Raw genomic sequence first — 20686 nt, 5'->3', positions numbered from 1 at the left:
TTTAAAAAGAAGCACCATCCAAATTCTGCCTCAAAATTTTTAATGCCGCAGACATTCGTTTTTCAACTGTTTTTTGCGATATATTTAATAATTCTGCTATTTCTCGGTATTTTTTTTCTTCAATTCTATTAAGTAAAAAAACTTCGCGCTGCTCGGGTGTTAAATTAGATATAACCCGCTCTAGTTTTGTTTTAAACTCTTCTTCCTCTAATAAATACTCCGGATTTTGATTTGTGATATCCTGGTATGGCGCCGCTTTCGCGTAATTAAACACCACTTTTTGATGCCTAATCGTGTTTAAAAACAAATTATTAACGGTTGTAAACAGGTATGTTTTGGCTTTAGTAAATTCAATTTTAGAACAGTTTTCCCATATTTTAGAAAATGCATCTTGTACATAATCTAACGCAGCTGCCTTATCGCCACATTTATAAAAAGCAAAATTATTTACCGATTGTATATGTTCTATATAAAAGGTATTAAATTGCGTCTCCTCGCATAAATTAGACTTAGGGTTGCTCATAAATTTTTAATAAATTAACGACCTCGCAAAAATATGACAAAAAACTTTATTACATAAACACCTAAAAACCAATAACAAAACAAAATTTTTACTTTTTTTTCAAAAAAAATGGTAGGGTAATTTTAATTGTAATTGTCTTAAATACAGAAACAGCAAAATTGCTATGAAAAAGATAATTTTAAAAACCCAAAAAAAGACAATCATGAAAAATTTAAAATTTTTAACTTTAATTATTTTAACCTCAATTTTTACCCTTACATCATGTCAAGATGAAATTGATGTTGAAAACGGAGATAACCCAAACACAAACTCATCAACCTCTCCAACTGCTAGTAACCTAGAACGTTCATCGATGTACGATGGTAGTTTTGATGATTTTATTGATGGCGTATCATGTTCTTCAATATTATTCCCATTCACCGCAACAATAAATGACACTCAAGTAACTTTAGTTAGCGAGTCCGATTACAGTTTAGTACTAAATATTTTAGGTGAATTTATTGCAGACGACGACAGCATCGAGCTTCAATTTCCATTATCAGTAAAATTAAGTAACTATACCGAGGTTGTTGTAACAAACCAAACGGAATATGATGCTATAATTGATGCTTGTGAAACAGCCGAAGAAAACGCAGAAGATGCCATTTCTTGTATAAACATCGATTTTCCTGTTACGCTTTTAACTTACAATGTAAACATTGAACAAACTGGAAGTGTAGTTCTAGAATCTGAACAAGAACTTTATACTTACATGAGTAACATTAATGAAGATGAATTCTTTGCTGTAAACTACCCAATTACTGCAACTTTAAATGGCGATAGCGATACCGTTATTGAAATTTCTAGCGATGCCGATTTACAATCTAGTATTTCAGATTGTTTAGAAAATGAAGACATTGAAGATGAAGCTGAAGAAAACGCTGAAACCTTAGAAAATATTTTAGTAGATACTACGTTTAAAGTTGAATCGTTTATAGAAACAGGTATCGATAAAGCAAACGATTATATTGAATACACAATAGATTTTAGTAACGATTTATCTTGTACTGCAGAAAACACAGTTAACACATTAATCGCTGATATTGAAGGAACTTATGAAGTAACATCAAGCACAGAAGTATATTTAAACTTAACATTTTCGGCAAACGCTTCTTTCGAGTTGTTAAACCATACTTGGGAAGTAACAAGTTTTTCAGAAAGTTCAATTGCATTACAAAGCACAACTAATGCAGCTGTAACGTTAGTTTTAGAAGAAATTTAAGACTTAACTAAATATAATTCAGCAGCTACTTTTATTAAGTAGCTGCATTTTAAATAAAATAAAAATGAAACATAAAATAGTTCTTGCCTTGTTAGTGTTAACAGTGTTATTTTCTTGTGAAAGTGATGATTCTACAAATAACAACAACGAAACAACAAGCGTAAACGTAGCTACAAATAGGCAAGCAACAGGAAGTTCAGCAAACGACTTACTATCAGATAACGCATTTAAAAGCTTAATTGTAGAAATTGTTTATGTTGACGGTTTCGAGCCAACCGATGATGGTATTAACAACTTTGTTTCATTTTTAGAAAGCAGAATCAATAAACCCGATGGTATAACAATAGAAAAACGATCTATAGACTCACAAGGTCAAGATGTTTATAGCGTTGAAGATATAGCCCAAATAGAGCGTGAAAACCGAAAATATTACAATACTGAAAACGAAATAGCCGTATGGGCCTATTTTTCTGATGGAAGCTCTGATGCCGACTCAGAAGAAGACAATACTGTGGTTCTTGGTGCTGCTTATTGGAACACATCTTTTGTTATTTTTGAAGAAACTGTGCAAGATTTAAGTGGTGGTGCTTTTCAACCAGACACTTGGTTTTTAGAAGCTACTGTAATTAACCATGAATTCGGACATATTTTCGGATTAACCGATTTGGGTTCGCCCTTACAAAGCGATCATGAAGACGAAGACCACCCAAACCATTGTGATGTTGAGAGCTGCTTAATGTATTGGTCTACAGAATCATCAGTAAGAGTTTCAAACATGACAAATATGAACACTGTACCAGAGTTAGATTCGCAGTGTATTGCCGATTTACAAGCTAATGGCGGTAAATAATTTTATAATATCAACCCTAAATTTATATAAAAAATGAAAACAATTATATTAAGTATTTTACTAACCTTTGCCTTTATATTTAATACTAACGCTCAAGACAACGATATACCTGAAAGTAATTTTGGCTTAAAAGGTGGTTACAATCTTGCTGCCGTAAGTTTTGATGGCGATTCCGAAACTGGACAACGTCACGGCTTTAACGCTGGTATTTACGCAGAATCTTTTATTACTCAAGGTGCTGCTTTACAAATAGAAATTCAATATTCGCAACAAGGTTACGAGATCAAAGACAGTAGTGGTACTTTTACTCAAAAACTAGACTATATAAATGTACCTTTAATGCTTAAAATTTATCCAGACAACAACTTTTTCTTAGAGGTCGGTCCACAAGCAGGTTATGCTGTTTCGCACAAAGAAGAATTTGATAGCAGTTTTAATGTTTTTGATACATCACAAGAATTTGAGCCAGAAAGCTTCGACTGGGGCTTTAATTTTGGCGGTGGTTTTAAAACCAACAGTGGTGTAAGCTTAGGCGTTCGCTACCATTTAGGTATGGGAAGTATTTACGAAGAAAACAACCCTAAAAATAGAGGTTGGCAATTTACATTAGCTTTCGATTTATAAAATTTTAAAAAAAAGCGTAGGGTAAAAAAACTTTAAGGTGTCTTACTAATGAAGGCCACTAAAACGGCAATTTTTAAACTTTAAAATTACAAATTATGAAAGTTATAAAATCATTAGTAAGCATTTTAACCCTTGTTATAACAACAAGTTTAACTGCACAAGAAACAGAAGCTACAACAGAAGTTGCAAGCGAAACTACAATTTCTAAACAAGATTATTACACACAGCGCGCAGCCCAAGATGCCAAATTCGAACAAGAATTTAAAGCCTCAAGCAATGATGAAGAAGAAACATTTTGGGAAAAACAAGAAGCTTACGAAAAAGACCTAAAGAAGCGAGATAAAAAAGCCTATCGAGCATACATGAAAGGTAAAAAAGCAGCTTACGCAGAACATTATGAGCATTGCGATAACCATTGTCATCATAGCGAACATTATTACCATCACGCAACATATTATTACTACAGATACGATAGTTATTATTACAACCAACCACGTAGAAGCACCATTGGCATTAGCTCAAGAGTTTCTACACCACGAATAAGTGTTGGTTTATTTTAAAATATTAAATGTTTTCCCCAAATTTTCATTTTTAATATTGGTTTACAACAAAAGAGACTATCTTGAAATAAGATAGTCTCTTTTTAATTTAAAAACACTCAAATAAACTTAAGAAAATGATATTTACGCGTCAATATTAGCGTAAACAGCATTTTTCTCAATAAATTCTCTACGAGGTGGAACCTCGTCGCCCATAAGCATAGAGAATATTCTGTCGGCTTCTGTGCCGTTATCTATATTCACTTGGCGAAGCGTTCTAAACTCAGGATCCATTGTAGTATCCCATAATTGTCCCGCATTCATTTCACCAAGACCTTTGTATCGTTGTATGTTAACGCTACCACCAAATTCTTCAGAAATAGAGTCACGCTCGTCATCATTCCAAGCATAACGCTTTTTAGCTCCTTTTTTAACTAAGTAAAGTGGTGGTGTTGCAATGTAAACGTGTCCTGCTTCAATTAATTCTTTCATATAACGGAAGAAGAACGTTAATATTAAAGTAGCAATATGCGAACCATCAATATCGGCATCACACATAATTACAATTTTATGATAACGTAATTTTGAAAGGTTAAGCGCTTTACTATCCTCTTCGGTTCCAATAGTTACACCAAGTGCTGTAAAAATGTTTTTTATTTCTTCATTTTCAAACACTTTATGTTGCATTGCTTTTTCAACATTAAGAATTTTTCCTCTTAATGGTAAAATAGCCTGAAAGTTTCTATCTCTACCTTGCTTCGCTGTTCCACCTGCCGAATCTCCCTCTACAAGGAATACTTCGCATTTTGCAGGATCTTGTTCTGAACAGTCACTTAATTTACCAGGTAAACCACCAATACTCATTACCGTTTTACGCTGCACCATTTCGCGAGCCTTTTGGGCTGCATGACGCGCTTGTGCAGCAAGAATTACTTTTTGCACAATGGTTTTAGCATCGTCTGGATGCTCTTCTAAATAATCGGTAAGCATTTCGGAAACCGCTTGACTTACAGAAGCAGATACTTCACGGTTACCTAATTTTGTTTTTGTTTGTCCTTCAAATTGTGGTTCGGCAACTTTTACCGATACAATTGCGGTTAAACCTTCACGAAAATCGTCACCTGCAATATCGAACTTTAACTTATCTAACATACCAGATTCATCGGCATACTTTTTTAAAGTGTGAGTTAAACCACGACGGAAACCAGATAAGTGAGTACCTCCTTCATGAGTATTAATATTATTTACATAGGAGTGTAAATTTTCGGCATACGATGTATTGTAAACCATAGCAACCTCAACAGGTACGCCATTTTTTTCACCTTCGAAAGCAATCACATCTTTCATTAAAGGCTCTCGGTTACCATCTAAAAACTTAATAAATTCCTTTAAGCCTTCTTCAGAATGAAATGTTTCTCCTTCAAACTCACCATCTTCTTTAGTAGATCTTTTATCTATTAAATGAATAGTAATTCCTTTGTTAAGATACGCCAACTCGCGCAAACGACTTGCTAAAGTATCGTAACTATATTCTAGTGTTTGCTGAAAAATTTCAGGGTCTGGTTTAAACGTAACAATGGTTCCTGTTTTATCAGACTCACCAACCGTTTTTACTGGATATAGTGTTTTACCTCTTTCGTATTCTTGTTCCCATATTTTACCTTCACGATGTACAGTTGCTTTTAAATGCATGGATAATGCATTTACACAACTTACACCTACACCGTGCAATCCACCAGAAACCTTGTAAGAATCTTTATCGAACTTTCCTCCTGCTCCAATTTTAGTCATTACAACCTGTAAAGCAGATACACCTTCTTTTTTATGTAAGCCTACAGGAATACCACGACCATCATCTTCTGTGGTAATAGAGTTATCTTCGTTTATAATTACTGTTATGTTATTACAATGTCCAGCTAAAGCTTCATCAATAGAGTTATCTACAACTTCGTAAACTAAATGATGCAAACCACGTACACCGACATCTCCAATATACATCGATGGACGCATACGTACGTGCTCCATTCCCTCTAAAGCCTGAATACTATCAGCAGAGTACTGTCCTTTTTTCTGCTCGTCTTTTGCTTCTTCGCTCATTTTGTTATTTTATCTTAATTCGTTTGGGTTAAATTTATTCTTAGACAAAAAAAGATGCAATTTTAGCATCTTCGTAAGGCAACCAAATATACAAAATAAAAGCCCTTTTAAAAAGCTTTTTATCGACACTACAAGAAATTTATCAACAATTGTTAATTATAACAAAAACCTCTTAAAACAACTAAAAACAAGCTTAAATAGAGTTTTAGATTATTTTCTTTATTAATAAAAACCGTAAAATTACCAAAACTAGCTTAAACTGCTTATATTAAAATTAACTAATAAATATTATTCTTACAACGTAAGTTAAAAGTTTCAAATTAACACCAAATAACAAAGAGCTATTTATCAATATTACATAATTAATAAAAAGACATTAAGAATAAAACCTATTTCTGTTAATTTCGCAATATCTGTTATTTCATTTATAAATACCATGCTTAATCGCTTATTTCTCCATATCTTTGAGGCAATTAAAAATTAATGAAAAACAATAACAACAATAATAATTTCAACAATCCTATTTTTTAGGGTTTGGAAGGTTATTGTTTAAATATATATAAGCCTTCCGGTTACGGAGGGCTTTTTTTAATACTAAAAGAATTACCATGAGTAAATTAATGACGGTTGATATTTTATCGAGCATTAAAGGTGCAAAACCGAGTGAGGCTGTTAACAAATTGTTTGATGACATTAAAAATGCTGAAATAAACAGCGAAGCATCCATCAACTTAAACAAAAACAGTGTTTCGCTTCAAGATTTACGCGACGATGTTGTTATAGAAAGTTCTGCCTTAGAAAAGCAAATCATCATTGAAAATTTCCCAAAAGAAAAAAACGGTTATTTAGTAGTTTCTAAAGTTATAGAAGAATAAAAATGAGCTCACAAATACTAAAAATACACCAACAACTGGTAAACAAAGAAATAACTTGCACCGATTTGGTTCAAGAAAAATTGGAGCTTTTAAGCCAAAACACTCTCAATACTGTAAACAGTTTGCTAAGCGATAAAGCCTTAAAATTGGCTGCAAAAGTAGACAAAAAAATTGCCAACGGCGAAAACATTGGCCTTTTAGAAGGCATCCCGTTTGGCATTAAAGATGTTTACATGGTGCAAGGTACAACCACAACGGCAAGTTCTAATTTGCTAAAAAATTACAAATCGGCTTACACTGCAACAGCCATTCAAAAATTGTTAGATGCCGGAGCTATTCCTTTAGTTAAAGAAAACTGCGATAGTTTTGGCCATGGTTCGTCTAGCGAAAACACCATTTTTGGTGCTGTAAAAAATGCTGTAAACCCTGAACTTGTTGGCGGTGGTTCTAGTGGTGGTTCTGCTGTAAATGTTGCTAAAGATTATACCGTATTTTCTATAGGTGGCGATACCGGTGGTTCAATTCGTCAACCCGCTGGTTACAACAATATTTATGGACTAAAACCAACTTATGGGCGCATTTCTCGCTACGGCATTATGGCCTACGCATCGTCTACAGATTGTGTTGGGCCAATTGCAAAATCGGTTGAAGATATCCGCATTGTGCTTAACGTTATGAGCGGAAAGGATGTTAAAGATCAAACCACTTACGCTTCCGCGGAAATTGATGCAGACACTATAAAAACTTCCGAAGACATAAAATCAGTAGGATATTTTAAAAACTTTATTGAAAGTGATGCGATTTCACCTGAAATTAAAGCCGATTTTCTTTCAGCTATAGAAAAAATAAAAGCCAAAGGCATCGAGGTAAAAACTTTAGATTTCTTCGAATCGAATACTTTAGTATCTACATACTACACCTTAGCCATGGCCGAAACAGCCTCTAACCTATCGCGTTTAGATGGCACCAACTATGGCAACCGTATTGAAGCAGAAAATTTAAAAGAAACTTACGCTGTAACACGATCGGAAAATTTTTCTGAAGAAACAAAACGCAGAATTGTTGGTGGCAACCAAGTACTTTCTCAAGGGTTTTCGGATGCTATTTATTTAAAAGGCTTAGCACTTCGCGATGCCATTGCAAACAACTTTGAAGACGATTTTAAGAAAGTAGACATTATACTTTCACCAGTTACACCAAATACACCGCCTAAAATTGGCGATAGTTTAAAAGATCCGCACGCCATGTATTTAAGCGATGCTTACACCGTTGGTTTTAGCCTTGGGCAATTACCAACTTTAACCGTGCCACAAGGCACAGAAACCGGCTTACAAATTACAGCCGCCAAACAAAACGACGAACTTGTTTTGAAGTTTGCTAACTTCTTAAAAGACACGATATAATGGAGCTAGAACAATTAAACCAACTGTTAGATAAACACGAGCTAGAACTTGTTATAGGTTTAGAAACTCACGTACGTTTAAATACAAAAACAAAGTTATTTTGTTCTTGTCCGAACCAAGAAATTGAAACACCAAACCAAAATATTTGTTCGGTTTGTACAGGACAAATGGGTGTTTTACCAGCAATAAACAAAGACGCTGTTACTAAGGCCATTTATTTTGGAAAAGCTGTAGAATCATCGTTTAAAAACGAAGTTATTTCTTGGGACAGAAAACATTACGAATACCCAGACAACCCAAAAAACATACAAATTACGCAGTATCACAACCCGGTAATTCCAGACGGAAAAGTATCGTGTTTTCGTAACGACGGTAGCCAATTTACCGTAAGTTTAACGCAAGTACATATCGAGGAAGATGCCGCAAAATTAATGCACGAAAAAAAGGTATCGCTAGTCGATTTTAATAAAGCCGGCGTACCGCTAATTGAAATTGTTACCGACCCATGTATTCGCCATATCGAAGATGCTTCAACTTACGCGCAATACATTCAACGTATTGTTCAAAATCTAAAAATTTCTGAAGCTAACTTAGAAAAAGGTGAATTTAAATCGGATGTTTCTGTTTCACTTCGTAAAAAAAACAGCAACGATTTAAACCCTCGTACCGAAATAAAAAACTTAAACTCGTTTAAGTTTATGGTTGATGCTTTAAAAGAAGAAGTTGAAAAACAACTTAATTATTTTATTGAAAACAATGCGTTTAGGCCAGACCAAACCACCGTGCTTTTTGATGCCGATTTAAAGCAAACTAAAACCATGCGTAAAAAGGAATTCGAGGCCGATTACCGATTTATTTCGGAGCCCGATTTACCTTTTGTAAACATAAAATCGGTTATCGAGAGCATTGATGTCGATTTAAGCGCTTTACCTTTTGCTGTTGAATCTATTTTAATTGGCGGCGGCGTTTTACCGCAAGATGCTAAGTTTTTTACAGCCGATAGTTTACGTTCTGAAACTTTTGTAGCTATAAATAACGCATTACAAGATCCATCGTTTGTTGCAAAAACATTAACCAATAATGTAAAGGCCGAAGATTATATTAAAATTGAAAATATTCAAGATTTCATTACTATTTTCAGTTTGTTTAAAGCTGAAAAAGTAACTCCAGTTTTAGCTCAAAACGCGATACAATCGTTGTTAGATGATCCGAAATTCGATTACAAATCTTATTTTGAAGCGAATACCATTTCCGAAGAAAAAATACAAGATGCTATTGCCAAAGTTATAAGCGAAAACGAAGCTATTGCAACCGATATTAAAGCCGGAAACCAAGGAAAAGCAGGTATTTTAGTTGGTAAAGTTATTGGCATTATTGGTAAAGGCGCTTCGGGTAAAGTAATTCGCGAAGGTATTTTAAAGCAGTTAGCCGGTGACGGAAGCACGGAGACCGAAGACGGAAGCACAAGTAATGTCAAGCTGAGCGCAGTCGAAGCTAATAAAACTAGTAAACAACAAGAAGAAATTCTTCCAGAAATTCCGCTTGTTATAAAAGATGAATATCGTACACATTTAATCACCGATATTAACGAAGACAACATTAACGCAGAAGTTACTTTTTCTGGCTGGGTTTCTAGTGTGCGCGATCATGGTGAGTTAATGTTTATCGATTTACGCGATTCGAGCACCGAAATTTTCCAAGTGCGCTTAAGTCGGGAGTCGTTTGCAAATTTAGACGAACTTGTTAAATTAAAACCCGAATCTGTAATTACAGTTTCTGGTAAAATTGTACAACGTAAGGAAGACGATTACAACCCAAGTTTACGTACCGGTAAAATTGAATTAGAAGCCAGCGATTTAGATATTTTAAACCTATCTAGAACCTTGCCTTTCGAAATAAAACGCGCTACAAAAACTAACGAAAACGTACGTTTTCAATACAAATATTTAGATCACAGAAATAACGATGTACGTCGCACAATTGTTAATCGCCACAAGGTTATAAAATTAATGCGCGACATTTTAGACGATGAAGATTTCTTAGAAATTGAAACGCCAATTTTAAGTGCCGGAACCGATGAAGGCGCCCGTGAATTTATTGTGCCTTCTCGTAAACAAGCCGGTGCATTTTATACTTTACCACAAGCACCACAGCAATTTAAGCAAATGCTAATGGTTAGCGGCTACGAAAAGTATTTCCAGTTAGCACGTTGTTTTAGAGACGAAGATTCTCGTGGAGACCGCCAACCAGAATTCACGCAATTGGATATTGAAATGGCCTACGCTAGCATGCAACAAATAATAGATTTAAACACTAAAATGTTTAACACTATTGTTAGCAAAATTTATGGTAAAAAATGGATTTTACGTCCGTTTGAAGTGTTAACCTATAAAGAAGCTATGGATTTTTACGGTTGCGACCGTCCAGATTTACGCTTTGGCTTAAAACTGCAAGACATTACAGATATTGTAAAAGACACGACTTTCCAGGTATTTAGTAAACCTATTGAAGATGGCGGTATTGTTAAATGCATAAAAGTATCGGCTAAAGAGCAAGGTAAAAAACGCTTATCTAAAGGACAAATAGAAAAACTTACCACGCTTGCCCAACAATATGGTTTAGGTGGTTTAGCTTATATTATTGTAAACGAAAACGACTTACAATCGCCTATTATTAAATTTTTAGGTGAAGACATTGCTAGCAAAATTATTGAAACAACAAATGCACAAGTTGGCGATATCGTATTTTTCTCTGCCGCCGATTATGCTACAGCAAACAAGGCTTTAGACGCTGTTCGTCAAGAATTAGGAAGCATGTTAAAATTAATTAACCCTAAAGAATTACGACCTGCTTGGGTAATTGATTTCCCAATGTTTGAAAAAACCGATGAAGGTCGTTGGACGTTTACCCACAACCCATTCTCGATGCCAGCTGTTTACGACATAGAAAAACACATGAATGGCAAGGAAGAAGAAATAGGAAGCATTATCGCACAGCAATACGATTTAATACTTAACGGTTACGAAATTGGTGGCGGCTCGGTACGTGCGCATAAACCTGAAATTTTAGAGGCTACTTACAAAAACATGGGCTACAACAAAGATGAAATGCTTAAAAGCGTTGGCACCATGTACAAAGCATTCCATTACGGTGCGCCACCACATGGTGGCATTGCTTGGGGTGTGGATAGATTGATGATGATTTTAGAAAAGAAAACCTCTATTCGCGAGGTTATGGCTTTCCCTAAAACTGGTACTAGCGACGATTTACTATTTGGAGCACCTTCCTTACTTTCTGATAAAAAAGTAGAAGAAATGAACGTTAAAGTGATGAGAAACAAATAAAAATAGTCTAAATATTTTCTATAAAAACCCTGGCTTTTGGTTAGGGTTTTTATTTTCAAAATAAACAGAAACACAAATCTTCATTTTAATTAAAACATAAAAAAACTTAATTATTTAACCTCTTCGTCTGCTCTTACTCATTTTTAAAAATCTTTTTTAAAATTTTATTATATCTTTAAAAAAATTAAAACCTGAACATTAAAATTATCCCTGTGAAAGTAACCATAATAGGCTTTGGAAATATTGGAAAATATCTCGGAAAATGGATTATGAACGATTCTAATTTTCAATTAAGATATGTTGTTGCAAGAAAAGAAGTTAACGACCCAGAATTTAATTTGAAAGACCAGCCAATTGATTTTAGAAAAGAAATTACTTCAGATTTAATAGAAGACACCGACATTATCATTGAATGTGCAAACAAAGATGTAGTTACACAACTACTCAAATTTGATGAATTAGATAAAATTGGCAAAAAATTAATTGTAATTAGCACTGGTGGTCTTTACCAAAACAAGGCTGCTTTAAACACATTAAAATATTGCGAAATAATATTACCGGTTGGTGCCATTGCCGGTTTAGATGCTATAAAAGCTGTAAATGATGAAATTAAAGCAATAAATATTAAAACAACCAAACACCCAAAAAGCTTAGAAGGCGCTCCATTTTTTGATAGCTCAAACATAGATTTATCATCAATTACATCAGCCGAAACTGTTTGGAAGGGCAAGGTAGATGAAGCCATAAGTATGTTCCCAAAAAACATTAATGTTGCTGCAAGTATTTATTTTGCATCAAAATGTGAAGATTTAACCATAAATATTGTTGCCGACCCAAATGCAACTAGCAATATGCATGAGATTACGTGCGAAGGCGATTTTGGAAAAATATACACACGTACAGAAAACAAACCAAGTCCAAGTAATCCAAAAACCAGTTTTTTGGCCGTAAAAAGTGTAGTTAGTATACTTAGAAATATGCATTCTAATGTAAAAATTAATTAATATTAAGCAGCCAAAACCACTTTGCAAAAAACCTAATTCTTGTACATGAAAAATATTCTAATTTTAATGCTATTAACCTATAATATAACCCATGCTCAACTTTCGTGGGAAGCACTTCCAGATGCAATATCTAACCCAAACGGGCAACGTTTTGATGATATTTTTTTTCTCAATAATAATTTAGGGTGGGCTGCAAACGGATACTACGCCGCCATTTATAAAACAACTGATGGTGGGGCTAGTTGGACACAACAATTATCAGAAAGTGATTTAGGAGGTGATTACTATTTTAGAAATGTTGAGTTTTTAAATGAAAATATTGGTTTTGTTGGTACACTAAATAGTACATTACTAAAAACTGAAGATGGTGGAAATACGTGGAATATTATAGACAACATAACACCCAACCCACCTGCTATTTGTGGTTTAGAAACCATTGGAACATCTACAATATACGGTTGCGGAGCATACTTTACCCCGGCCCAAATTATAAAATCCACAGATAGTGGTAACACCTGGGTTACTACAGATATGTCTGCTCATGCTAATGCCTTAGTTGAAATAAAATTTTTAACAGAAACTACAGGCTTTGTTGCTGGACGAAATGCTCAAGGAGCTACTCTGTTAAAAACCACAGATGGTGGCGTAACTTGGACCGAAATATTTAATTCAGGAATTCAAGGTGAATATCTATGGAAATTACAAATATTAACTAACAATCCTAATATAATGTTTGGTTCAATATCATCTGTGTCGCCACATCCTGGTAAATTAATAAAATCTGAAGATGGTGGCATAACCTGGCAAATGTACGATGCTCCAGAAACCAATATACAAGCCGTTGGATTTATTTCTGAAACACGAGGCTGGATGAGTGGCCATAACACAAGAATACATGAAACTAATGATGGTGGACAAACATGGACAGACACAGGTATTGGTAGTAATTTAAACCGAATTATTATTTTAAACTCTAGCTTAGCTTATGCTAGCGGCACAACACTATACAAATTAGACGAAACCACCTTAAGCAATACTACATTAGATTCTTCTGAAAAATTTAACCTTAATGTATCTTTAAAAAACAACCCTGTCTACAACATTTTAGAGATTGAAATTGAATTTATTTCCAATGATAATTTACTAATAGAGCTTTATGATGCAAACGGTAAATTTATTGAGCAACTAACAAGAGATAAAATTATAAATGCTAATAAAAAATCTTATAATTTTGATGTATCACACCTCAATAGTGGGCTTTATATTTTAAATTTTCATAATAATAACGGTAGGGTATCTTATAAAATTTTGAAAAATTAATTTTTAAACTTTAACACTAGCTTTAATTATTTATAATTACTTTAAGATTAATTACACTTACTTTTACTTTAAGTAAATTTAAAAAAATAAAAATGAAAAAATCAACTCTAATAGCAAGTATTGCATTTGCTTTCGTTTTACTTTTGAGCACAAATACTTTTGCTCAAAAATTCTCTAAATTAGATGCTAGTCCACTAGACATTGCTTATTTAAGAGCAAGCCGTAATGAAACACCAACGGCAAAAGTAATTTACAGCCGTCCGCAATTAAAAGGTAGAAGCTTAGACAAATTAGCCCCTAAGGGAAAAGTTTGGAGAACTGGAGCCAACGAAGCTGCAGAAATTAAGTTTTATAAAGATGTTAATTTTGGAGGAAAGCCTGTAAAAGCAGGAACTTATTCGTTATACACCATTCCTGGAGACAAAGAGTGGACTGTAATTTTAAGTAATGACACTGATGTTTGGGGTGCTTATAATTATAAAGACACCAATGATGTGGTTCGTGTAAAAGCTCCTGTACAAAAAGGAGAATCGGTTGAAGCTTTTTCTATTGCTTTTGATGCTGGAAAAATGTTTTTAGCCTGGGACACAGTACGTGTAGCCGTACCAGTTAACTAACATTTTATAATAATAAAACACATAAAAAAAGCCTTGAAATTCAAGGCTTTTTTTATGTGTTTTATTATGAGGTACTACCAACAATATACATTAATGGTATAAATTCCAGTTATAATCCATATAATCAATAGTACTATTTATAGTGATTTCCTTATTGTAATTTTTAATAAACTCTATTACAGATTGCTTATCTCCACCAAAGTCTTTTATGTACCAAAAAAATATTTTAGAAACCTTACAGTATTTTGGACCTATTTTATTTTTTGTCTCATCATTTAAAAAGTTCATTGTAGCAAAATTCAATTCTACTTCAACATTATCCATTGAATAAGCTTCTCTGCTTAAAATAGGTGAAGAAATGGCTGTGGTAAACAAAGCAAAATGAACTCTAGGGTCTTCAATTTTTCTAATAATTTCATCTTTAATAAAATCTAAAGATATTTTAGTACCGTTAAACTCTACGTTATCCTTTTTTAAATAATCTTCAATGTAGGTAATACTCTTGATAGGATAATTTTCTGCAAGAATTTTCACTAAATTAGCGTTATACAAATTAATCCAAAAAGCTTTATATTCGCTTTGAGACCAACTAGCATTTGGAGAGATTTTAGAAAAGCTTTTAGTTATTGCATTTAAATCATCCATATTTTTTATAACCTTATCGTAATCTACAACTCCTTTACTAGACACATGGTCTTTTAAAAAATCGTTGTATTTAGTAAAGTCAAAAGTTTGAGCGATTCCATTTAAACTAAAAAGAATTAATAGTAGGTATAAATGTTTCATTTATTTTCTATTTGGGGTTATTATAGGTTAAGTGTCAATTTTTATTAATTCGACACAAATGTTAAAAAATTAACGCGACAAATATAAAATAGTATTTTTAAAAAAAAATGTTTAACAACTTTTTTTATGTTAAATTAGATAACCCTTCAGTTTTTAAGGAAATAAACATCAAACTTGTAATATTTTACTTCCATTTTAAAGACCTGAAATGTTTGATTTTCAAGAAATAATCTTTCTTTTAAATAATTATACAAATTTGTTTCCTCAGTAAAATAAACTTATGAAACTGCATCAAAACTATAAAAGCTTAGATGATTTTTTTCGGGCATTAAAAATTATATACTTAATAGATTAAAATTAAATTACAGCTACATATATATGCTGTGTATTAACATGTAACATAATTTAACCAAAAAGCAATTAAAGGCTAATGTTTCAACTTCGATACGCGTACTAAGGAATATTTAAATACTTATGTGTTTGTAAGGATACTTTCCACTTCGGGTTTTGCATTACATAATCTACAATTAATGGCACAACCTTATCTCGCTTACTCCATTCTGGCTGCAAATACAATATACAATCTTTATTTACCTTAGCAGCTTGCTCTTCGGCGAAGCGAAAATCATCTTTATTGTAAACAATAACCTTTAATTCGTTTGCTCTTTCCGAAACTTCTTCTGTTGGTAACTTCATTTTTTTAGGCGATAAACAAATCCAATCCCAAACACCTGTTAATTTATACGCCCCAGAAGTTTCTATATGTGTTTTTAAACCTTCAGCTTTTAGTTTAGTGGTTAATGGTTTCATATCCCACATCAACGGCTCACCGCCAGTTATTACAATAGTGTCACTATAGGTTTTAGCATTTTTTACAATTTTATTAATCTCGGTTGGCGGGTGTAAATTTGCGTTCCAACTCTCCTTAACATCACACCAATGGCAACCTACATCACAACCTCCTATTCTAATAAAATAAGCGGCAGTTCCTTTGTAAAAGCCTTCACCTTGTATGGTGTAAAACTCTTCCATTAAAGGCAACATTTCTCCTTTATTTACCAATTCTTGCACATTGTTTTTCATAGGCTGCAAATATACACATTAGTTTTTCGAAACACTTAAAGATTGACTTTCAAATTATATTCATAAAAACTATTACTTTGAACTTTATATATACTTTAAACACAAGCATTTTTTTTCTTGTTTATTTTTCGTGTATTTTTATGCAAATTTTAAATAATGAGCAAAAAGGAAACTTTTTTTAATTACATAGTAGAAGGTAATACAACTAAAGGAGAATTTATTCCTGTAGGATCTGCTATGTTAGACGGCGAAACCATAACTAATGCACATGTAAAAATTCCGCTTAAAACCATGAATCGACATGGATTAATTGCTGGAGCTACAGGAACCGGAAAAACAAAATCTTTACAAGTTTTAGCCGAAAATTTAAGTGAAAAAGGCGTACCTGTACTACTAATGGATATTAAAGGTGATTTAAGTGGCATTGCTCAACCTAGCTCTGGGCATGTTAAAATTGATGAGCGCCACGAAAAAATTGGATTACCATTTGAAGCCAAATCGTTTCCTGTTGAAATTTTAACCTTATCGGAACAAAACGGTGTACGTTTACGCGCAACAATTAGCGAATTTGGCCCAGTTTTATTATCTAGAATTTTAGATTTAACCGAAACACAATCAGGAATTGTGTCAGTCATTTTTCAATACTGCGACAACAACAAATTACCTCTTTTAGATTTAAAAGATTTTAAAAAAATACTACAATACGCTACTCAAGAAGGCAAAGAAGAATTTACCGAGGCTTACGGCCGTATTTCTACTGCTTCAACAGGAGCTATCCTCAGAAAAATTGTTGAACTAGAACAACAAGGTGCCGATTTATTTTTTGGTGAAACCTCTTTTGATGTTCAAGATTTACTTCGTGTAAACAATGAAGGGCGCGGTTATATTAATATTTTAAGGCTTACAGATATACAAGACAAACCAAAATTGTTTTCAACATTTATGTTGAGTTTGCTTGCAGAAATTTATTCTACATTCCCAGAACAAGGTGACAGCGACAGGCCTGAATTAGTAATGTTTATAGATGAAGCCCATTTAATTTTTAAAGAGGCATCAAAAGCACTTTTAGATCAAATTGAGAGTATTGTTAAACTTATAAGAAGTAAAGGTGTAGGCTTATATTTTGTAACCCAAAACCCAACCGATGTACCCGAAGAAGTTTTAGGACAATTAGGTTTAAAAATTCAGCACGCATTACGCGCTTTTACTGCTAAAGATAGAAAAGCCATAAAATTAACAGCTCAAAATTATCCCGAGTCTGAATATTATAACACTACAGAAGTTTTAACCTCTTTAGGTATTGGTGAAGCTCTTGTTTCTGCTTTAGATGAAAAAGGCCGACCAACACCACTAGCCGCAACCATGATGCGAGCCCCAATGAGTAGAATGGATGTTTTAACAAACAATGAATTAAACACCTTACTATCAAACTCTAAATTGGTAAAAAAATATAATGAAACCATAGATCGTGAAAGCGCTTACGAAATGCTTAACGATAAAATAAAAGCAGCCGAAGCCGAAGAAGCCAAAGAAAAGGCTAAAAAAGAGCAAGAAGCCATTGAAAAAGCTGCTGCTAAAAAAAGAAAAACTACAACTAAAAGACGTACCAGCACAAGAGTAAACCCTGTAGTAAAAGTGTTAACAAGCGCAACTTTTATTAGAAGCGTTTTTGGCATTTTAACTAAAGTAATGAGTAAATAAGCTTAACAGCAAATAACTATAACACTAATACCAATAATTTAATGCGAAAGTTAATTTTCGGCACCATTGCCCTATCTTTAATGTTTGTTAATTGTAAAAACGAACAAGATCCTTTTTTAGTTGAAAAACAAAATGTTGGTTTACTAACCGACTCTACACAAGTAAAAGAGCTCAAAACTATTTTTGCAAACGATTCTATTTCACAGTTTGAAAGCGGCGAAGAGTTTTCAGGTGATATAAGAACAATTGAAATTTTTGAAAAAGGCGGACAAAAGCTTTTAGTATTAACTCCTGAACGTATTTTAGACTCTACCTCAGTTATAAAAACTGTTCAAATTATAGATGCTCGCTACAAAACCGAAAAAAATATTTCTACGTTAAGTACGTTTAAAGATATAAGCTCAACCTACAAAATATCTAAAATCAGTAACTTAATTAATTCTGTTCTAGTTACAGTTAACGAGTTAAATGCAAGTTTTGCAATTAGTAAAGAAGAACTTCCAGCAAATTTAAGATTTGATATGAAGCTAAAAATAGAAGAAACCCATATTCCTGATAATGCCAAAATAAAATATTTTTTCATTAACTGGTAATTACATTGTAGTTTATGAGTAAAAAATATATTATCCAAAACAACCCTTTTATTGTACCAACCACCGATGGCAAAACCATAAAAGAACACTTTGGAAATGCAACCACTGGTGGCTCTAAAATCAGTATTGCTCATATGATTGCTCCTGCAGGTTGGAGTGAACCATTCCAAATTCCAGAATTTGATGAATACACCTTTATTATAAAAGGCAAAAAACAATTTATAATTGAAGACGAGGTTGTAACTTTGCAGGCAGGACAATCAATTAAAATTCAAAAAAATACTAGAGTACAATATTCCAATCCCTTTAACGAGGATTGCGAATATTTAGCTATCTGTTTACCCGCTTTTTCAATAGATTTAGTGAATAGAGAAGAATAACATGAAGAAGATAATAAAAAAAACACTACCTAAAATTATTGGAACTTCGCTTAATACGCTTAGCCATATTGCACCCAAATATGCTAGCACGAAGGCATTCGATATTTTTGTAACACCCAGAGCAGGACGCTTGCTAGATAAGCATCATGATTTTTTAAATACCGCCATTCAAGAAAAATTAAAGTATAACGATTTAGACATACACACTTATAATTGGCCTGGAGAGGGTAAAACTATTTTACTCGCACACGGCTGGGAAAGCAACAGCTACCGCTGGAAAGTTTTAAAAAACAAATTACAAGAATACAATTACAACATTGTTGCTCTTGATGCCCCTGCACATGGAAAATCTGGAGGCACTAAATTTAATGCCATATTATATTCAGAATTTATAAATGTAGCTGTTAATCATTTTAAACCTAGTATAATTATTGGGCATTCGGTTGGCGGAATGGCTTCTATTTTCTTTCAACATAAATACCAATATAAAAACTTAGAAAAACTAGTACTACTTGGAGCGCCTTCAGAGTTTACTAAAATCTTTAAAGGCTATGTAAAAATGCTTAATTTTAATAGTAAAATTGAAGATGGACTTAATCAATTAGTCGAAGATAATTTTGACAATAAAGGCACCTATTTTTCATCTGCAAATTTCACAAAAAAAATTGAAGCAGAAGGCTTAATTATTCATGATAAACATGATAAAATTGTTGGTTACGATGAAGCCAAACTTATTGCGCGACACTACAAAAATTCAACATTAAAAACCACCGAAGGTTTTGGCCATGGCTTAAAAGACGATAGCATTGATGATGCCATAATTAACTTTATAAACAATTAACTTTTGAGCGATAATTTAACACGATTAAATAAATTCTTAAGCGAAGTTGGTTACTGCTCAAGGCGAGAAGCCGATAAACTAATTAATGCGGGTAGAGTAACCCTAAATGGTGTTGTGCCTGAAATGGGAACAAAAGTTTCACCTAACGACGTTGTTGCTGTAGATGGTGAGATAGTAAAAAACACAAAAAAAAGTTTTGTTTATCTAGCTTTTAACAAACCTATAGGCATAGTCTGCACTACAGACACAAATATTGAAAAAGACAATATTATTGATTTTATAAACTATCACAAGCGCATTTTTCCTATTGGAAGATTAGACAAGCCTAGCGAAGGCCTAATTTTATTAACAGATGATGGCGATATAGTAAACAAAATTTTAAGGGCCAGTAACAACCATGAAAAAGAATATGTTGTTACAGTTGATAAGCCTATTTCGCAAACATTTTTAGAACGTATGCGCGGTGGTATTTACCTAGAAGAACTTAAACAAACTACAAAAAAGTGTAAAGTTGAAAAACTAAGCACGTATAAATTTAAAATTATTTTAACTCAAGGCTTAAACAGACAAATTAGGCGTATGTGTAGTTATTTAAATTATGAAGTACAAACTCTAAAGCGGGTTAGAATAATGAATATTAAATTAGATATGCCCATTGGCAAATATCGCGAGTTAACTAATGACGAATTTTTAAATTTAAACAAGCTACTTGCAGACTCATCTAAAACCTTTACCCCAAAAAACTTAAACAGAAGAAAACCTTAAAACTTATTACTGTAACTTTTAAATATTCAGTTTATCGATTTTATTTGAAGTATTAATCTTACAAATTGATAATTTTATCG

At 33.2% G+C, this 20686-nt stretch carries 19 protein-coding genes; 15 read left to right on the top strand and 4 right to left on the bottom strand.

Going from position 1 to position 20686, the window contains the following annotated elements; translation table 11 throughout:
• Nucleotide 1: 1 nt before the first annotated feature.
• Entirely contained in the window at nt 2-523 is a 522-nt protein-coding gene (locus tag LG649_RS07405) for an RNA polymerase sigma factor (RefSeq protein ID WP_226542863.1), read from the bottom strand.
• A gap of 202 nt (nt 524-725) precedes the next feature.
• On the opposite strand from LG649_RS07405, the gene LG649_RS07400 reads away from it, so the two are divergent.
• From LG649_RS07400 to LG649_RS07385, 4 genes are all read left to right on the top strand, one after another.
• The gene (locus tag LG649_RS07400) at nt 726-1784 is read left to right on the top strand and encodes a hypothetical protein (protein ID WP_226542862.1); all 1059 of its coding nucleotides are present in this window, start codon (nt 726-728) and stop codon (nt 1782-1784) included.
• A 64-nt stretch (nt 1785-1848) separates the two neighbouring features.
• Nucleotides 1849-2634 carry a membrane metalloprotease gene (locus LG649_RS07395; RefSeq protein ID WP_226542861.1) on the top strand — a complete coding sequence of 262 codons (786 nt, stop codon included), beginning with the start codon at nt 1849-1851 and terminating at the stop codon, nt 2632-2634.
• A gap of 33 nt (nt 2635-2667) precedes the next feature.
• Nucleotides 2668-3258: a porin family protein gene (locus LG649_RS07390; protein ID WP_226542860.1), complete on the top strand. Its 591-nt coding sequence runs from the start codon at nt 2668-2670 to the stop codon at nt 3256-3258.
• Between the two features lie 95 nt (nt 3259-3353).
• Nucleotides 3354-3818 (top strand): hypothetical protein, encoded by a 465-nt coding sequence (locus tag LG649_RS07385; protein ID WP_226542859.1) that lies wholly within the window; start codon nt 3354-3356, stop codon nt 3816-3818.
• A gap of 123 nt (nt 3819-3941) precedes the next feature.
• Here LG649_RS07385 and gyrB read toward each other — a convergent pair whose 3' ends face one another.
• Complete coding sequence (gene gyrB / locus LG649_RS07380; protein ID WP_226542858.1) at nt 3942-5894, bottom strand: DNA topoisomerase (ATP-hydrolyzing) subunit B; 1953 nt, start codon at nt 5892-5894, stop codon at nt 3942-3944.
• Nucleotides 5895-6502: 608 nt separating this feature from the next.
• Between gyrB and LG649_RS07375 the strand changes: the two genes are divergently transcribed.
• From LG649_RS07375 to LG649_RS07350, 6 genes are all read left to right on the top strand, one after another.
• Nucleotides 6503-6769, top strand: coding sequence for an Asp-tRNA(Asn)/Glu-tRNA(Gln) amidotransferase subunit GatC (locus LG649_RS07375; protein WP_226542857.1), 267 nt, complete (start codon nt 6503-6505; stop codon nt 6767-6769).
• 2 nt (nt 6770-6771) lie between these two features.
• On the top strand, nt 6772-8172 hold the full coding sequence (locus tag LG649_RS07370; protein ID WP_226542856.1) for an amidase family protein: 1401 nt from the start codon (nt 6772-6774) through the stop codon (nt 8170-8172).
• On the top strand, nt 8172-11516 hold the full coding sequence (gene gatB/aspS / locus LG649_RS07365; protein WP_226542855.1) for a bifunctional amidotransferase subunit GatB/aspartate--tRNA ligase AspS: 3345 nt from the start codon (nt 8172-8174) through the stop codon (nt 11514-11516). Before LG649_RS07370 ends, gatB/aspS begins: the two co-directional genes overlap by 1 nt.
• 212 nt (nt 11517-11728) lie before the next feature.
• On the top strand, nt 11729-12520 hold the full coding sequence (locus LG649_RS07360; protein ID WP_226542854.1) for an aspartate dehydrogenase domain-containing protein: 792 nt from the start codon (nt 11729-11731) through the stop codon (nt 12518-12520).
• Nucleotides 12521-12565: 45 nt separating this feature from the next.
• Complete coding sequence (locus tag LG649_RS07355) at nt 12566-13840, top strand: YCF48-related protein (protein WP_226542852.1); 1275 nt, start codon at nt 12566-12568, stop codon at nt 13838-13840.
• A 92-nt stretch (nt 13841-13932) separates the two neighbouring features.
• Nucleotides 13933-14457: a DUF2911 domain-containing protein gene (locus tag LG649_RS07350; RefSeq protein ID WP_226542850.1), complete on the top strand. Its 525-nt coding sequence runs from the start codon at nt 13933-13935 to the stop codon at nt 14455-14457.
• Nucleotides 14458-14547: 90 nt separating this feature from the next.
• Here LG649_RS07350 and LG649_RS07345 read toward each other — a convergent pair whose 3' ends face one another.
• Together LG649_RS07345 and LG649_RS07340 are read right to left on the bottom strand one after the other, a co-directional pair.
• Nucleotides 14548-15243, bottom strand: coding sequence for a DUF547 domain-containing protein (locus LG649_RS07345; protein ID WP_226542849.1), 696 nt, complete (start codon nt 15241-15243; stop codon nt 14548-14550).
• A 453-nt stretch (nt 15244-15696) separates the two neighbouring features.
• Nucleotides 15697-16326 carry a 7-carboxy-7-deazaguanine synthase QueE gene (locus tag LG649_RS07340; protein ID WP_226542847.1) on the bottom strand — a complete coding sequence of 210 codons (630 nt, stop codon included), beginning with the start codon at nt 16324-16326 and terminating at the stop codon, nt 15697-15699.
• 156 nt (nt 16327-16482) lie between these two features.
• Between LG649_RS07340 and LG649_RS07335 the strand changes: the two genes are divergently transcribed.
• Genes LG649_RS07335 through rluF form a run of 5 tightly spaced genes read left to right on the top strand, consistent with a single transcriptional unit; the run spans nt 16483 to nt 20606 of the window.
• Nucleotides 16483-18027 carry a helicase HerA-like domain-containing protein gene (locus LG649_RS07335; RefSeq protein ID WP_226542845.1) on the top strand — a complete coding sequence of 515 codons (1545 nt, stop codon included), beginning with the start codon at nt 16483-16485 and terminating at the stop codon, nt 18025-18027.
• Nucleotides 18028-18068: 41 nt separating this feature from the next.
• Entirely contained in the window at nt 18069-18620 is a 552-nt protein-coding gene (locus LG649_RS07330) for a hypothetical protein (RefSeq protein WP_226542843.1), read from the top strand.
• 14 nt (nt 18621-18634) lie between these two features.
• A complete protein-coding gene (locus LG649_RS07325) occupies nt 18635-19000 on the top strand; it encodes a cupin domain-containing protein (protein ID WP_226542841.1) in 366 nt (121 codons plus the stop codon).
• A 1-nt stretch (nt 19001) separates the two neighbouring features.
• On the top strand, nt 19002-19841 hold the full coding sequence (locus tag LG649_RS07320) for an alpha/beta fold hydrolase (protein WP_226542839.1): 840 nt from the start codon (nt 19002-19004) through the stop codon (nt 19839-19841).
• A 3-nt stretch (nt 19842-19844) separates the two neighbouring features.
• Nucleotides 19845-20606, top strand: a complete 762-nt coding sequence (rluF, locus tag LG649_RS07315; protein WP_226542837.1) for a 23S rRNA pseudouridine(2604) synthase RluF — start codon at nt 19845-19847, stop codon at nt 20604-20606.
• The last annotated feature ends 80 nt before the right edge of the window (nt 20607-20686 follow it).

The sequence above is a fragment of the Neotamlana laminarinivorans genome (assembly GCF_020523925.1).
Lineage (GTDB): Bacteria > Bacteroidota > Bacteroidia > Flavobacteriales > Flavobacteriaceae > Neotamlana > Neotamlana laminarinivorans.
The sequence above is the reverse complement of the archived record's forward strand: the minus strand, read 5'-3'. Positions and strand labels throughout refer to the sequence as shown.

Excerpts from the sequence above, each read along its gene's own strand:
- LG649_RS07350 (WP_226542850.1), top strand. The coding sequence starts at position 13,933 with ATGAAAAAATCAACTCTAATAGCAAGTATTGCATTTGCTTTCGTTTTA.
- LG649_RS07370 (WP_226542856.1), top strand. The coding sequence starts at position 6,772 with ATGAGCTCACAAATACTAAAAATACACCAACAACTGGTAAACAAAGAA.
- LG649_RS07375 (WP_226542857.1), top strand. The coding sequence starts at position 6,503 with ATGAGTAAATTAATGACGGTTGATATTTTATCGAGCATTAAAGGTGCA.
- LG649_RS07335 (WP_226542845.1), top strand. The coding sequence starts at position 16,483 with ATGAGCAAAAAGGAAACTTTTTTTAATTACATAGTAGAAGGTAATACA.
- LG649_RS07330 (WP_226542843.1), top strand. The coding sequence starts at position 18,069 with ATGCGAAAGTTAATTTTCGGCACCATTGCCCTATCTTTAATGTTTGTT.
- LG649_RS07340 (WP_226542847.1), bottom strand. The coding sequence starts at position 16,326 with ATGAAAAACAATGTGCAAGAATTGGTAAATAAAGGAGAAATGTTGCCT.
- gyrB (WP_226542858.1), bottom strand. The coding sequence starts at position 5,894 with ATGAGCGAAGAAGCAAAAGACGAGCAGAAAAAAGGACAGTACTCTGCT.
- LG649_RS07395 (WP_226542861.1), top strand. The coding sequence starts at position 1,849 with ATGAAACATAAAATAGTTCTTGCCTTGTTAGTGTTAACAGTGTTATTT.
- gatB/aspS (WP_226542855.1), top strand. The coding sequence starts at position 8,172 with ATGGAGCTAGAACAATTAAACCAACTGTTAGATAAACACGAGCTAGAA.
- LG649_RS07385 (WP_226542859.1), top strand. The coding sequence starts at position 3,354 with ATGAAAGTTATAAAATCATTAGTAAGCATTTTAACCCTTGTTATAACA.
- LG649_RS07345 (WP_226542849.1), bottom strand. The coding sequence starts at position 15,243 with ATGAAACATTTATACCTACTATTAATTCTTTTTAGTTTAAATGGAATC.
- LG649_RS07400 (WP_226542862.1), top strand. The coding sequence starts at position 726 with ATGAAAAATTTAAAATTTTTAACTTTAATTATTTTAACCTCAATTTTT.
- LG649_RS07325 (WP_226542841.1), top strand. The coding sequence starts at position 18,635 with ATGAGTAAAAAATATATTATCCAAAACAACCCTTTTATTGTACCAACC.
- LG649_RS07355 (WP_226542852.1), top strand. The coding sequence starts at position 12,566 with ATGAAAAATATTCTAATTTTAATGCTATTAACCTATAATATAACCCAT.
- LG649_RS07320 (WP_226542839.1), top strand. The coding sequence starts at position 19,002 with ATGAAGAAGATAATAAAAAAAACACTACCTAAAATTATTGGAACTTCG.
- LG649_RS07405 (WP_226542863.1), bottom strand. The coding sequence starts at position 523 with ATGAGCAACCCTAAGTCTAATTTATGCGAGGAGACGCAATTTAATACC.
- LG649_RS07390 (WP_226542860.1), top strand. The coding sequence starts at position 2,668 with ATGAAAACAATTATATTAAGTATTTTACTAACCTTTGCCTTTATATTT.